This is a genomic window from Roseovarius dicentrarchi (assembly GCF_003316635.1).
Lineage (GTDB): Bacteria > Pseudomonadota > Alphaproteobacteria > Rhodobacterales > Rhodobacteraceae > Roseovarius > Roseovarius dicentrarchi.
The window spans coordinates 188017-201329 of the sequence record NZ_QNQP01000006.1 but is presented as its reverse complement, the minus strand read 5'-3'; the positions used below and the strand labels follow the sequence as shown (position 1 = coordinate 201329).

Sequence of the window (13313 nt, the reverse complement as noted above, 5' to 3'; positions counted from 1 at the left end):
ACACTTTCCATCAATATCACCTGCTCATTCCTCCGCGCTATTCGGCGCGGATGCTAACGTCGCAGGTGGGTCAATTTTACTCGCTCATAACCCACCCAAGTGGGTCAATTTTGCATGCCGATTCACATTCAAGGGCGATCTGACCAGCCATGACAGGCTTGAACTGGAAGGCACCGTCAGGCTGGCCGTCGAGCGTTTCAATCTGGATGAGGACGAGGCGCAACAAGAAGAGTTCCGGCAGCTCTTGAAGAGCTTTCAACGGTTCTACGCCTTCGTCGCGCAGGTTGCGTTTCTCAATGACGCGTGGCTGGAAAAGCTCTACGCCTATACTGCTTGGCTGTCCCGTCTTTTGCCTTCACGGGACGTTCCTGCAGACATCACGATCACGGACGACATGCTGACCCTCTCGGCATTCCGGCTTCAACAAGGCGAACAAGGCAATGCCTCCCTCGTGGCCGGTGAAACCAAGAAACTCGTCCCGATTTCCGAGTTCGGTGCCAACCCCTACACCGAAGAGGAAGAGAAGTCGCTTTCCGCGATCATCGACTCGTTCAATGAGCGTCACGGCACAAACTTTAGCCGGGAGGACTTCCTGCGCTTCGAGAGGGTGAACCGCGAAATCCTTGACGACGATATGCTCGACATGATGCGCAACAACCCCGCAGACGTCGTTTACAACGCGTTCTCGCAGGCCTTCTTTCAGGGCATGGTCAGGATGTTCCAGCAGGACAACGAAATGCGCAGTGTGGTCATGACTGACAAAGACGCCCGTGAACAGGCTACGCGGCACTTCTTCAAGCGGGCGCAAAGGCAAGCGCAAGGCGGTTAAGGCTGCACTGAGGATGCGCTCTACGCCGATTCTAAGCGCCCCTCACCATTATATCAGGGCGCGGCCTTTTCGATCCACCTGTGAAGCTCTCTCACACGCGCCTCAACGCTGCCGTAGGTCTTGTCGCCGGTCGACCTCGGAGAGTGACCCGCGAATGGGTCTCGGACGGCTTCGGAAGCACCTGCATCACGCAGCTTGTCGAGCAGTCTATGGCGCAGACTGTGAACTACCAGCCTATCGTCAGTGGCCACCGCGCGGACATGTTTCATAAGTGTCTTGGAGAGGTTGGCGGCTGCCGTCGCGGTCGCGTTCTCGTTGTTCTTCACCTTGGCGTAGGCGGGGAAGACGGCATCGTGCAGGGATGCACCTTCAGAGCGGCGCTGGGCGATGTGTTTTCGAGCGGCATCAAGACCCTCTCCGGTCAACGGCAGGGTCCGCATTCCGCCCAAGTCCTTGATGCGGCGGAACTCGTTTGGTCTGATATGCACGACAGGAATGCCACCGGTCTGGGAACCTTCGAGGTCGACGTCTTTCATTTGGAGAAAACCGATTTCCGAAAGCCTGCATCCGGTAACCACAAGCAAACGCCAGAGGGTCGCTAGTTCGGGTATGCGCGAACGCTCGTCAATTCGAGCCGTGATGTCCGACAGTATCTTGTCGGGCATGGAAGTGACAACCTCGACTGCCTTTAGCTGGTCTTTTTCGGGAAAGGGGAGCCTCATAAACGGGTTGGTGACAGGCTTGTCGAAGTCTACAAACGAGATGGCGTGGTTAACTATCGCCTTCAGATCGGTGGTCATCCTTTGCATCGTGTCGACCGCATAGGGTTTTCCGGTGTTCTCGTTACGATATGCCTTCAGAGCGTCCAGCCAAGCCTGCCCATGAGCTTTCCTGAGATCAACGAGCGCAAGCTCCTTGGCGTTCAACCCGGCTTGCGTGAGGCGCTCGTAAGCTCGGTCTAGGCGCTGCATTTTCTTGATGTTGGCCGCGATGCCCTTGTCCTTCACATACTTGTTGCGGGCATCTTCAAGCGTAAACGCAGGGGGTCCGGCCTCTGGATTGATTAGGACGCTACGGACCAAGGGGTCCATCTTCGGTCCCATTTGCTCAAGAATGAGGTCTCGTGCCTCCCACTCGTCCAGACCGGTCACCCCGGTCAGAAACTCTGTGCGCTGCCTGAGGGCGTCCTTGTAGCGTTCCTCGGGTGACCTCACGTCGGCACCCTTTCGCGCCCTGTAGGTGTCAACCAAGGCCTGCCATTCGCGCATGAGGGCTTCAAATTCTTTGTGGAAATCGACAGTCGCCGTGTCGGAGTTTTTCATCGTGATCTCGAAGAACTGCTTCCCGGACGCCTGATAGACATCAACAGGGAGACGACGCCGGAACTTGATCGAGCCGTTCTTGAGGGCAATGAGATGCTTGAGCTTCATCGTGATGGCCATGAATGTGAGCGTCCTGTGTGCGATAATGTGTGCGAAATCGCAACATCACAAGGAGCTAAGAGCCTGAAAGCCAACGAAACTTAGATTTCTGAGAAATCCAATGGTGCCCCCACACGGACTCGAACCGCGGACCTACTGATTACAAATCAGTTGCTCTACCAGCTGAGCTATAGGGGCAACGACGCGCCAATTAGCAGGGCGCGGAGGCGTTGGCAAGTGGGCTTATGGGGTAAGAAGCGTAATTCCTGAAATTTCCCCGATCCGGGCGACATCCTCGTCGTAAAGGTCGCTCAGATCGTCGACCAGATCTTCGGTCCAGCCGGGCAGGTCCACCTCTTCCTCGATCACGCTTTCGTCGGCGTATTTATCCAGAAAGGCCGATATCACCCGGCGCGTCTGCGCTTCGGTCATGCCGGGGTGGTCTGCCAGGTATGTCTGTAGCCGGGTCATGCCGACGGGGGTCATGATCTCGGCCAGAAGGTCATGCTCGCCTTCCAGCGGGACGGTGTGATCCACGCCCGCCATGTCGCGCAGGATCTGGCCCCAGATCAGCGGCGTATCCTCGTTGCACCAGACGGTGATCGGGATGTCCGGAACGGTGCTGCGGACCTGCGCAATCATGTCGGACCAGCGCATTTCGGCGGGATCGGTGCCGCCGAGATAGCCGGTCATGCTGTCATATTTCGTCTGCGCCAGAATCGCCGGCAGAAAGGTTGCCGGGTTGCAGATTGCAAAGAACATCTCGATCTCGTCTTCGGCGAAAATCTCGCGGAACATCTGCGTGCGGCGTGGGGCCGAGGTGTAGAATGCGCCGCCCGAGGCCGCCATCTTGGGCGTGCCGAAAAAGCCGGGATTGGACAGGATCAAACGGTCTGGCCGCTGCTCGAACCCCATCGCGTCCATCACCACGTCGCGCGTGTCGGGGGCAATGGCGCCCTGCGCAGCGGCGTGCAGGATGTCGCGCAGCAATTTGCGGTAATCCTTTGGGTAGGGCACCTGCGTGCCGCGCTGCGTGAGCATGTCCCGATTGGCGGTCAGGCATTTCACCAGCCGGTCCTCATCGGTGATATGGGCGCCTGCGTGAAGAACGAGCTGCATGGTATGACGGTCCGGATAAGGGGTGACGGGTTTGGCCCCATGTATAAGTGCCTTTGTGGCGCAGATAAACCGCTTATCAACGGCGCCGCGTCCGGGGCCATGGGTTGAACCCTGCGAAAAAAGCATCAAATGTGGCAGGCCCGAAGGAGTCCCCGACAATGCCTTACGCCCATTCCGACAGCCAGCCCCCCGTTCTGGCCAATCCCGCGCCCGATGTGCGCGAGCGGCCCAAGCTGGAGGGCGGCAAAGCGTTCGAGCTGGTGACGGAATTCTCGCCCGCGGGCGACCAGCCGACGGCGATTGCCGAAATCAGCCGGTCGATTCTGGACGGCGACCGCGATCAGGTGCTGCTGGGCGCCACCGGCACGGGCAAGACCTACACCATGGCCAAGGTGATCGAGGCGACGCAGCGCCCCGCCATCATCCTGGCCCCGAACAAGACGCTGGCAGCGCAGCTTTTCGGCGAATTCAAAGGGTTTTTCCCCAATAACGCGGTCGAATATTTCGTCAGCTACTACGACTATTATCAGCCCGAAGCCTATGTCGCGCGCAGCGATACCTTCATCGAGAAGGAATCCCAGATCAACGAGCAGATCGACCGCATGCGCCACTCGGCCACGCGCGCGCTGCTGGAGAGGGACGATGTGATCATCATCGCGTCGGTGTCCTGCATCTATGGCATCGGCAGCGTGGAAACCTACGGCGCAATGACGCAGGATCTGACCGTGGGCACCGACTACGACCAGCGGCAGGTGATGGCCGATCTGGTGGCGCAGCAATACAAGCGCAACGATGCCGCGTTTCAGCGCGGCAGTTTCCGGGTGCGCGGCGACAGTTTGGAGGTGTTTCCGGCCCACCTTGAGGACCGCGCCTGGCGTTTGTCCTTCTTCGGCAACGAATTGGAGGGGATCACCGAATTTGACCCCCTGACGGGCGAGAAAACCGGCACGTTCGAGAAAATCCGCATCTACGCCAACAGCCACTACGTCACGCCCAAACCCACCATGCAGCAGGCCATTCTGGGCATCAAGAAAGAGCTGCGCGTGCGTCTGGATCAGCTGGTCGGCGAGGGCAAACTGCTGGAGGCGCAGCGGCTGGAGCAGCGCACCAATTTCGATCTGGAAATGCTGGAGGCAACCGGCGTCTGCAACGGGATCGAGAACTATTCGCGCTACCTGACGGGCCGCGCACCGGGCGAGCCGCCCCCGACGCTGTTTGAATTCATTCCCGATAACGCCATCGTTTTCGCGGACGAATCCCACGTCTCCGTCCCGCAGATCGGCGCGATGTACAAGGGCGACTACCGCCGCAAATTCACGCTGGCCGAACATGGATTCCGCCTGCCCTCCTGCATGGATAACCGCCCCCTGAAATTTGAGGAATGGGACGCGATGCGCCCGCAGTCGGTGTTCGTCAGCGCGACCCCCGCGAAATGGGAGATCGAGCAGACCGGCGGTGTTTTCACCGAACAGGTGATCCGCCCCACCGGCCTCTTGGATCCGGCAATCGAAATCCGGCCGGTGGAAACCCAGGTCGACGATCTGATCGACGAGGTGCGCCGCGTGACCGCCGATGGATTCCGCACGCTGGTCACCACCCTGACGAAACGCATGGCCGAGGATCTGACCGAATACATGCACGAGCAGGGCATCAAGGTGCGCTACATGCACTCGGAAATCGACACGATCGAGCGGATCGAGATCCTGCGCGATCTGCGTCTGGGCGCCTTTGACGTGCTGATCGGCATCAACCTTTTGCGCGAGGGGCTGGATATTCCCGAATGCGGTCTGGTTGCCATTCTGGACGCGGACAAGGAAGGCTTCCTGCGCTCCGAAACCTCGCTGATCCAGACCATCGGCCGCGCCGCGCGTAACGCCGATGGCCGGGTGATCATGTATGCCGACCGCATCACCGGCTCCATGGAACGCGCGATGAGCGAGACGGATCGCCGCCGCGAAAAACAGATCGCCTATAACGAAAAACACGGCATCACCCCCGCCACGGTCAAGAAGAACGTCGAGGATATTCTGGCCGGTCTTTACAAGGGCGACGTGGACATGAGCCGCGTCACAGCCAAGATCGACAAGCCGATGCACGGCGCCAACCTGACTGCCCACCTGGACGCGCTGCGCGTGGACATGCGCAAGGCCGCCGAGAACCTTGAGTTTGAGGAGGCCGCCCGCCTGCGCGACGAGGTCAAGCGGCTGGAGGCGGTCGATCTGGCCATCTCGGACGATCCGCTGGCCCGCCAGTCAGCCGTTGAAGAAGCGGTGGCTGCCGGGTCGAAATCGCGTGGCAGGTCCACCGCCGGCAAGCCCGGACAACGTGGCGGCAACGTGAAGCGGCGCAAAAGATAGCAGACAGCGCGCCGCGCCGCCGGAACCCTTTGCCAGATATCCGCGTTGCACACCCAATGGTTCATCACGGGAGACACGCTATGGAATATGGCATTTTCGGCATTATCATTCTGGTTCTGGATATTTACGCAATCTACCAGACCCTCACGTCAGCCGCCTCGACACTGGCCAAGGTGATCTGGACGCTGGTCATTCTGATCCTGCCGGTTCTGGGCTTTATCGCCTGGCTTATCGCAGGTCCGCGCGGCGCATCGGCGCGCGTGTAAAATCGGCAATACCACGAGAAAAGAGCGGGCCATTGCGCCCGCTCTTTATTATTGCCAATCGGTAAATGTCCGTTCGATCAGAAGTCGAACAAATCTTCCAGAAATCCGCCGCGCTTTTTGCGTTTGCGAGGCCGGTCATCATATTCCCGGTCCGAAGGCCCGCGCGCGCCGCGGTCGTCGTAACCGCGATCCGGCGCAGGTGGCGGCGCCTCGACAGCCGAGCGTTCGATGATCTTGTCCAGCTCGCCCCGATCCAGCCAGACCCCCGCGACATTGCGGGCAATAGTCGATTTCGACCCCCGCCCGATCCGACATTACCAGTTCCGCGCCATCAACGGGACATTTCATCGCTCTCTCCTCCTGTGTTGCAGATTTTATGTGGGAAGGCAGGGGCCGCACCGCAATGCAGGGCTTGCGATATTTCGCGTTTTTGGCGATTGGCGCCGCCCTGCGGTGCCGCTAACCTGCGCCGCATGACATGCCCCGCCGCCCTGCACCGCGCCCAAGGATGCGCCCCGTGACCCTGCTGCTTATGGCCGGCACCGGAGAGGCGCGGCAGATCGCAGGCGCCTTGCAAACCGGCGGCGCCGATTTCACCGTCTGGCTGCCCGGTGACGGGCGCCTTGGCCGCGACTGGTCTGAGAACGACTGGCCGGGTGATCCCGCACGCGGCGCATTGGCCGATTGCTTGCGCAATCCGCGCATCGGCGCCGTTCTGGACGCATCGCACCCGTTTGCCACTGATACGATCCACCGCGCCAGCCAGCATTGCGGCGCGCATGGCCTGCCCTACTGCCTGCTATGGCGGCCCGAATGGCGCCCCCGCCCCGGTGACCGCTGGACCCATGTGGCCAGCGAAGCAGATGCCGCGCGGCATATACCGCCGGGCGCCACCATCTTCGCCGCGACAGGGCGCGATTGCCTGACGCATTTCGCCGCGATTGGGGCCGCGCATGTCTATTGCCGCCAGATCGGCGCGCCGGATGCGCCGTTTCCCTTTGCGGGCGGCGAATACCTGATCCAGCAGCCCCCCTTTTCGGTAGAGGATGAAACCACCCTGTTCCGGCGCCTTGGCATTGACTGGCTGGTGCTGCGCAACACCGGCAGCACCCGTGCCGAGACCAAGCTGACGGCGGCGCGCCAGCTGGGGCTGAACGTGCTGATGATAGACCGTCCCGCCCCGCCCGATGCACCGCGCGTTGCAACAGTTGCGGAGGCGCTGAAATGGGCGCAGGCGCTGTGACGCATATCATCGAAACCCCCGCCGATGTCGCCGCAGGCGCTGCCGCCCTCTGTGCGGCATGCCCCCGCATGGCACACGCCTATGCCCAGACCGGCCCGCTGCCCCTGCGCCGCAAACCCGGCGGCTTTGCCGAACTGCTGTCGGCCATTGTCAGCCAGCAGGTCAGCGTGGCCTCGGCCAATGCGATCTGGGGCCGGATGCAGGCGGCGGGGCTGACCGCCCCCGCGTCTGTCCTTGCCGCTGGCGAAGACGGGCTGCGCGCCGCCGGCCTCAGCCGCCAGAAGATCCGCTATGCGCAGGAACTGGCCCGCGTCGGCATCGACTTTGACGCGCTGCGCACCGCCACCAGCGACGAGGTTATCAAGACGTTGACGCAGGTGCCCGGCATCGGCACATGGACCGCCGAAATCTATGCGATGTTCAGCCTTGGTCATGCCGATGTGTTCGCCCATGGCGATCTGGCCCTGCAAGAGGCGGCGCGCATCCTGTACGCCCTGCCCGAGCGGCCAAGGGAACGCGCGATGCGCGATATCGCCAGCGCATGGCGCCCCTACAGATCGGTTGCCGCCCGCCTGCTTTGGGCCTACTACCGGACCTGCAAACAAAGGGAAGGCATCAGATGACGCGCGTATTGAACTCGGGCCGCAAAGAGCCTGTTTCGGGTGAAACCAGATCCATCGTTGTGTTCCTGCATGGCTACGGCGCCAATGGGCCTGACCTGCTGGGCCTTGCCGATCCGCTGGCGCCGCACCTGCCCGACACGCTGTTCGTCGCGCCCGACGCCCCCGAAACCGTGCCGGGGATGCCGAACGGATTCCAGTGGTTCCCGATCCCGTGGATCGACGGCAGCAGCGAAGAAGAGGCCGAGCGCGGGCTGCTGGCCGCATCGGACGATCTGAACGCGTTTCTGGATGCGCTGATGGTGGACGAGGACGTGCTGCCCGAACAGGTGGTGCTGTTCGGCTTTTCCCAGGGCACCATGATGGCGCTGCATGTCGCGCCCCGGCGCGAGGATGAGGTGGCGGGCATCGTTGCATTTTCAGGCCGCCTGCTGCGCCCCGATCTGCTGGCGGACGAGGCGGTCAGCCGCCCGCCGATCCTGCTGGTGCATGGGGACGCCGATGAGGTGGTCCCGGCGCAATCCCTGCCCGAAGCCGCCGAGGCGCTGCAATCGGCAGGTTGGAAGGATGTCTACGCCCATGTGATGAAGGGCACCGGCCACGGAATCGCCCCTGACGGGCTGGAAGTGGCGCTGGCGTTTATGGCGGACAAGCTGGGGCTGGGGTAACGTCCCACGCCGCCCCGGCGGCTCAGGCCATATCATCCTTGGGCCGCATCACCAGCCAGATCAGCGCGCCGCCGGCCAACACCAGAAACGGCGCCATGGCGATGTTGACCGCCATCCAGCCAGCCTCGGCGCCGCCGCCCGAACAGTTCATCAACCCGCCCGATGCCAGCGATGCAACCGTGACGCCGCCAAACACCAGCAGATCGTTCAGCCCCTGCATGCGCCCCCGTTCGTGCGGTGCGTGCGCGCTGGCCAGCATCGAGGTGGCGCCGATAAAGCCGAAGTTCCAGCCGATGCCCAGCAGCACCAATGCGATGTAAAAATTCTCCAGATCAACGCCCTGAATGGCGACCACGCCGGCGCCGGCAAGGATCGCAATCCCGGCGCCCAGAATCCTCTCGACCCCGAACCGGGCGATCAGATGGCCGGTGAAAAACGACGGGATATACATCGCCAGCACATGCGCCGTCACCACATCCGCCGCGCTTGCCTTGTCAAAGCCGCAGCCGACAACCGCCAGCGGCGTTGACGTCATCACAAGGTTCATCAGCGCATAGGATACCATCGCGCAAATCACCGCGACGGCGATGCGCGGCGTCTTCAGCAGCTCCAGCCGGGTGCGGCCACGCGGGGCATCAACGCTGGGCAGGGGCGGTTTGGGAATGTTCAGGAACAAAAACAGCACCGATCCGACGATGTTCAGCACGATAACGGCCAGATAGGTGCCCAGAAACGGCACCACCATCGCATCCGCCGTCACCTTGACCAGTTGCGGCCCGATGATGGCGCTGGCAAGACCCCCGGCCAGCACATAGGAAATCGCCTTGGGGCGGAACGCATCGCTGGCGGTATCGGCAGCGGCAAAGCGGTAGAAACCTTGCGCGCTCATGTAAACGCCGGTCAGCAGGCTGCCCAGCAGGAACAGCGGGAATGACGCGGCATATAGGCCGTAGGCGCCCACCGCGCCGCCCAATGCGCCGCCCATGGTCCCAATGAAAAACCCCGTGCGGCGCCCGTATTTCTGCATGATCGCCGAAATCGGCGTCGCCGACAGCATCGACCCGATGATGATCATCGAAATCGGCAGCGTCGCCCAGCACGGGTTGCTCGCCAGCCCCGTCCCCGCGAGCCCGCCGACGACAAAGATCATCGGCATCTGCGCGCCCAGAAATCCGTGCGCAATGACCAGTACGGTCACGTTGCGGCGGGCAAGGGCGGGGTCGGTGGCGGCGGCATCTGTCATGCCGCAGAGTGCTAGTCAGGTTCGCCCCCCTTGGCAAGCGCCATGGCGTCAGGCGACCGCGGCCACCATATCCCTGCCCAGCGGGTCCATATCGCGCACCGGCTGCCCCTCAATCTGACCCTGCCAGTCCAGCACCTGCCGCATCAGCACCGATTTGCCGATGCACAGCAGCGCGGGCGGCTCCAGCCCGCTGGCCGCGATATCGGCGGGCATGTCGGCCAGCGTCGTCTCGATCACTTGCTGCCGGGGCGTGGTGGCGTTGCAGACCACCGCGCACGGCTCGGCCGGGTCGCGGCCATTGGCGATCAGGGAGGCGGAGATTTGCGCGGCATGTTTCATGCCCATGTAGATCACCAGCAGCTGGCTACCATGCGCCAGCGCCTTCCAGTCCAGCGACGCGGTGAGGCCGCCGGTATGGTCATGCCCGGTGACAAAGGTCACCGACTGGTTCACGTCGCGGTGCGTCACCGGAATGCCCGCATAGGCCAGCCCGCCGATGCCCGCCGTGATGCCCGGAATGATGCGCACCGGCACACCGTGCTGCACCAGCGTCTGCGCCTCTTCCCCGCCCCGGCCAAAGACGAACGGATCGCCGCCCTTCAGCCGCAGCACCCGCTTGCCCGCGCGGGCCAGATCGACCAGTTGCAGGGAAATGTCGCGTTGCAGTGCCGACGGTTTGCCGCCGCGTTTGCCGACATAGACCTTTTCCGCCTGTGGCGCCCAGTCCAGGATGCACTCCTGCACCAGCGCGTCGTAGACCACGACATCGGCCTGCCGCAGCGCATTCAGCGCGTGGATGGTCAGAAGGCCCGGATCACCGGGGCCGGCACCGCACAGCCAGACCCATCCGGGCTGGAACGAGGGCCACTGATGTGGCGGGAGGGGGAGTTGATCCAACATGGAAGCCATATTGCGCAGCACGCAGCCCTTGCATAGTGGGCGCGCAGGCCGATGCGACCAATGCGCCGAAACATGGTTCACCGGCGGGCGGCTTCATGGGCGGAAACGTTCGCGCGACCCCGGCGCAATCGGCAGTTCATTCCGAGAAATCACAAATGACAGAACAGAATTCTAATTTGATGCGAAATGCTGCGCAGCATCCGCAATACTGTTCCTACCATCGTCCGGCGATGGACCGACCCAAAAGCGTCAGACTGGACCGAATCGGCGATGACTCCAGCCCGCCTTGCGCGGCGCGTTCGGGATGCGCCACCGCGCGGCGCAGGACGCTGTCGGCCTGCCACGCTGCCAGCAGCGCGGGCCGCGCCGCGGCGCTGACGCCAGACCGCCCCACGCGCGCCGCGCGAAGGCGTCGCAGCCCGGTTTCGGCAAGCGCCCTGATGCCTTCGGGCCGGCCGTCCAGCAGCGGTATGCGCCCCGCATCCTCCAGCGCCGGGATCGCGCGCAGCCAGTTGGCAACCCCGGCGGCATAGCCCGCATCCATGATGACGGACGCCTCAACCGCGCCCAGCGCGCGGGCGGCGGCCAGCATCAGGTTGCCGCTGGTTTTTTCCAGATAATCCGTCAGATGCGCGTCATCCTCGAACGGGTCGCGGTAGATATCCCACTGCCGCGCGACAATCAGCGAATCCAGCAGTGCGGCACCCTCGGCGTCCAACATCCCGGCCAGCGGCGTGACCACCTCGTGCCGGCGCACGGTGCCGCCTTGGGCAATCTCGTCCAGCGCATCGCGCCACCATTGCAGGCGCATTTCGGCAATGATCGATTCCTGCGTCATCCACGGCGCGCGCGACACCTCGACGTTGAAGGCATAAATCGCAAACAGCACCGGGCGCGCCGCCACCGGGGCGGCCATCGCCGCACGGAACCGGTCAGGATCACCGCGCTCGACGATGCCGGCACAGCCGATCAGGTCCTGGCTCAGCTCAGGCATATTGCAGCAGCTTCCAGTTGATCGCATCCAGCAGCGCGTCAAAGGACGCATCGACAATGTTGGCGCTGACGCCGACGGTGGACCACCGATTGCCCTGCCCGTCCTCGCTGTCGATGATGACGCGGGTCACCGCCTCTGTCCCGCCTTGGGTGATGCGCACCTTGAAATCGACAAGGCGCATGTCGTCGATGCCACTTTGATAGCGGCCCAGATCCTTGGCCAGTGCCTTGGACAGCGCGTTGACCGGGCCGCGGTCGCTGCCCGTCTCGTCCATCGATTCGCTGACAGACAGCTTTTTCTCGCCGTCGACCTTCACCACGACGACCGCCTCGGACAGGCTGACCATCTGGTTGCGCTTGTTCTTGCGCCGCTCGACCGTGACCTTGTAGCGCTTGACCTCGAAAAACTCGGGCAGGATGCCCAGCGCGCGCCGCGCCAGCAGCTCGAAACTGGCCTGCGCGCTGTCGTAGGTATAGCCCAGCGCCTCGCGCTCCTTGATCTGGTCAAGGATCAGCGCCAGCGCCGGATCGCCGGGTGCGACGTCGATCCCCGCCTCGGACAGGCGGCGGCGCAGGTTCGACTGGCCAGCCTGATTGGACATCGGGATGATGCGCGTATTGCCGACCTGGGCGGGGTCGATATGCTCATACGTCGAGGGGTCTTTCAGGATCGCGCTGGCATGCAGCCCGGCCTTGTGCGCAAAGGCCGACGCGCCGACATAGGCGGCCTGCCGCATCGGCACGCGGTTCAGGATATCATCCAGCTTGCGACTGATCCGGCTGAGATCCTCCAGCGCGCCCAGCGTGACGCCGGTTTCATATGTGCCGGCGTAGGGTTCCTTGAGCAGCAGCGTCGGGATCAGCGATGTAAGGTTCGCATTGCCGCAGCGCTCGCCCAGCCCGTTCAGCGTGCCCTGAATTTGGCGCGCGCCTGCATCAACGGCAGCCAGCGCGCCCGCTACGGCATTTTCCGTGTCGTTATGGGTGTGGATGCCCAGCCGGTCGCCGGGGATGCCCGCCGCGATCACCTCGGCCGTGATGCGGCCTATCTCGGACGGTAGCGTGCCGCCGTTGGTGTCGCACAGCACGATCCAGCGCGCACCTGCATCCAGCGCGGCGCGGCACACCTCCAGCGCGTAGGCCGGGTTCGCCTTGTAGCCGTCAAAGAAATGCTCGGCGTCCAGCAGAGCCTCGCGCCCCTCTGCCACGAGATGCGCGACCGAGGCGGCGATATTTTGAGTATTTTCCGCCAAGGTGATGCCCAGGGCGCGGGTCACGTGGAAATCATGCGCCTTGCCAACCAGGCAGACGGCGGGCGTGCCGGCGTTCATCACGGCGGCCAGCACGTCATCATTTTCGGCGCTGCGACCTGTGCGTTTGGTCATACCGAAAGCGGTCATCGTCGCGCGGGTTTTCGGCGCGGCATCGAAAAACGCGCTGTCAGTCGGGTTGGCGCCGGGCCAGCCGCCCTCGATATAATCGACGCCGAGCGCGTCCAGCATTTGGGCAATGCGCTGTTTTTCGGCGGTGGAGAATTGAACGCCTTGCGTTTGCTGGCCATCGCGCAGGGTGGTGTCATAGAGGGTAAGGCGGGCGCGGGTCATGGCGCAACACCGGCGATCTGCCCGCGCGGAACCAAGGCGCGCCGTGGCGC

The 13313-nt window shown here is 63.1% G+C and carries 12 protein-coding genes, 1 tRNA gene and 1 pseudogene; 6 read left to right on the top strand and 8 right to left on the bottom strand.

From position 1 onward, the window contains the following. Positions 1-829, top strand: an 829-nt coding sequence (locus tag DQ230_RS06680; protein ID WP_162497383.1) for a type I restriction endonuclease subunit R, incomplete at its 5' end; no start/stop codon positions are given. Between the two features lie 53 nt (positions 830-882). On the opposite strand, the gene DQ230_RS06675 is transcribed toward DQ230_RS06680, so the two are convergent. The 3 genes from DQ230_RS06675 to DQ230_RS06665 form a co-directional block, all read right to left on the bottom strand. Beyond that, entirely contained in the window at positions 883-2271 is a 1389-nt protein-coding gene (locus DQ230_RS06675) for a tyrosine-type recombinase/integrase (protein WP_113911790.1), read from the bottom strand. A 101-nt stretch (positions 2272-2372) separates the two neighbouring features. Then, a tRNA-Thr gene (locus tag DQ230_RS06670) sits at positions 2373-2448 on the bottom strand. A gap of 45 nt (positions 2449-2493) precedes the next feature. Continuing rightward, entirely contained in the window at positions 2494-3369 is an 876-nt protein-coding gene (locus tag DQ230_RS06665) for a hypothetical protein (protein WP_113911808.1), read from the bottom strand. 158 nt (positions 3370-3527) lie between these two features. Between DQ230_RS06665 and uvrB the strand changes: the two genes are divergently transcribed. Beyond that, positions 3528-5726 carry an excinuclease ABC subunit UvrB gene (gene uvrB / locus DQ230_RS06660; RefSeq protein ID WP_113911789.1) on the top strand — a complete coding sequence of 733 codons (2199 nt, stop codon included), beginning with the start codon at positions 3528-3530 and terminating at the stop codon, positions 5724-5726. An 80-nt stretch (positions 5727-5806) separates the two neighbouring features. Next, positions 5807-5992 carry a PLDc N-terminal domain-containing protein gene (locus DQ230_RS06655; RefSeq protein ID WP_113911788.1) on the top strand — a complete coding sequence of 62 codons (186 nt, stop codon included), beginning with the start codon at positions 5807-5809 and terminating at the stop codon, positions 5990-5992. A gap of 77 nt (positions 5993-6069) precedes the next feature. On the opposite strand, the pseudogene DQ230_RS06650 reads toward DQ230_RS06655, so the two are convergent. After that, a pseudogene (locus DQ230_RS06650) lies at positions 6070-6340 on the bottom strand (TFIIB-type zinc ribbon-containing protein). 169 nt (positions 6341-6509) lie between these two features. Here DQ230_RS06650 and DQ230_RS06645 point away from each other — a divergent pair. The 3 genes from DQ230_RS06645 to DQ230_RS06635 are packed head-to-tail and all read left to right on the top strand — an operon-like array spanning position 6510 to position 8523. Beyond that, positions 6510-7235, top strand: a complete 726-nt coding sequence (locus DQ230_RS06645; protein ID WP_113911787.1) for a precorrin-6A/cobalt-precorrin-6A reductase — start codon at positions 6510-6512, stop codon at positions 7233-7235. Then, a complete protein-coding gene (locus tag DQ230_RS06640) occupies positions 7217-7858 on the top strand; it encodes a DNA-3-methyladenine glycosylase family protein (protein ID WP_113911786.1) in 642 nt (213 codons plus the stop codon). The genes DQ230_RS06645 and DQ230_RS06640 overlap by 19 nt, the downstream gene beginning before the upstream one ends. Continuing rightward, positions 7855-8523, top strand: coding sequence for an alpha/beta hydrolase (locus DQ230_RS06635; RefSeq protein ID WP_113911785.1), 669 nt, complete (start codon positions 7855-7857; stop codon positions 8521-8523). The genes DQ230_RS06640 and DQ230_RS06635 overlap by 4 nt, the downstream gene beginning before the upstream one ends. A gap of 22 nt (positions 8524-8545) precedes the next feature. On the opposite strand, the gene DQ230_RS06630 is transcribed toward DQ230_RS06635, so the two are convergent. The 4 genes from DQ230_RS06630 to cimA form a co-directional block, all read right to left on the bottom strand. Beyond that, positions 8546-9766: an MFS transporter gene (locus DQ230_RS06630; RefSeq protein WP_113911784.1), complete on the bottom strand. Its 1221-nt coding sequence runs from the start codon at positions 9764-9766 to the stop codon at positions 8546-8548. A 48-nt stretch (positions 9767-9814) separates the two neighbouring features. Continuing rightward, a complete protein-coding gene (cobA, locus tag DQ230_RS06625; RefSeq protein ID WP_113911783.1) occupies positions 9815-10666 on the bottom strand; it encodes a uroporphyrinogen-III C-methyltransferase in 852 nt (283 codons plus the stop codon). Positions 10667-10880: 214 nt separating this feature from the next. Continuing rightward, complete coding sequence (locus tag DQ230_RS06620) at positions 10881-11660, bottom strand: squalene/phytoene synthase family protein (protein ID WP_113911782.1); 780 nt, start codon at positions 11658-11660, stop codon at positions 10881-10883. Then, complete coding sequence (gene cimA / locus DQ230_RS06615; RefSeq protein WP_113911781.1) at positions 11653-13263, bottom strand: citramalate synthase; 1611 nt, start codon at positions 13261-13263, stop codon at positions 11653-11655. Before cimA ends, DQ230_RS06620 begins: the two co-directional genes overlap by 8 nt. Positions 13264-13313: the final 50 nt, after the last annotated feature.

What these genes read in the sequence shown, in the direction of transcription:
- uvrB (WP_113911789.1), top strand. Translation starts at nt 3,528, where the DNA reads ATGCCTTACGCCCATTCCGACAGCCAGCCCCCCGTTCTGGCCAATCCC.
- DQ230_RS06640 (WP_113911786.1), top strand. Translation starts at nt 7,217, where the DNA reads ATGGGCGCAGGCGCTGTGACGCATATCATCGAAACCCCCGCCGATGTC.
- DQ230_RS06620 (WP_113911782.1), bottom strand. Translation starts at nt 11,660, where the DNA reads ATGCCTGAGCTGAGCCAGGACCTGATCGGCTGTGCCGGCATCGTCGAG.
- DQ230_RS06630 (WP_113911784.1), bottom strand. Translation starts at nt 9,766, where the DNA reads ATGACAGATGCCGCCGCCACCGACCCCGCCCTTGCCCGCCGCAACGTG.
- DQ230_RS06665 (WP_113911808.1), bottom strand. Translation starts at nt 3,369, where the DNA reads ATGCAGCTCGTTCTTCACGCAGGCGCCCATATCACCGATGAGGACCGG.
- DQ230_RS06655 (WP_113911788.1), top strand. Translation starts at nt 5,807, where the DNA reads ATGGAATATGGCATTTTCGGCATTATCATTCTGGTTCTGGATATTTAC.
- DQ230_RS06675 (WP_113911790.1), bottom strand. Translation starts at nt 2,271, where the DNA reads ATGGCCATCACGATGAAGCTCAAGCATCTCATTGCCCTCAAGAACGGC.
- cimA (WP_113911781.1), bottom strand. Translation starts at nt 13,263, where the DNA reads ATGACCCGCGCCCGCCTTACCCTCTATGACACCACCCTGCGCGATGGC.
- cobA (WP_113911783.1), bottom strand. Translation starts at nt 10,666, where the DNA reads ATGTTGGATCAACTCCCCCTCCCGCCACATCAGTGGCCCTCGTTCCAG.
- DQ230_RS06635 (WP_113911785.1), top strand. Translation starts at nt 7,855, where the DNA reads ATGACGCGCGTATTGAACTCGGGCCGCAAAGAGCCTGTTTCGGGTGAA.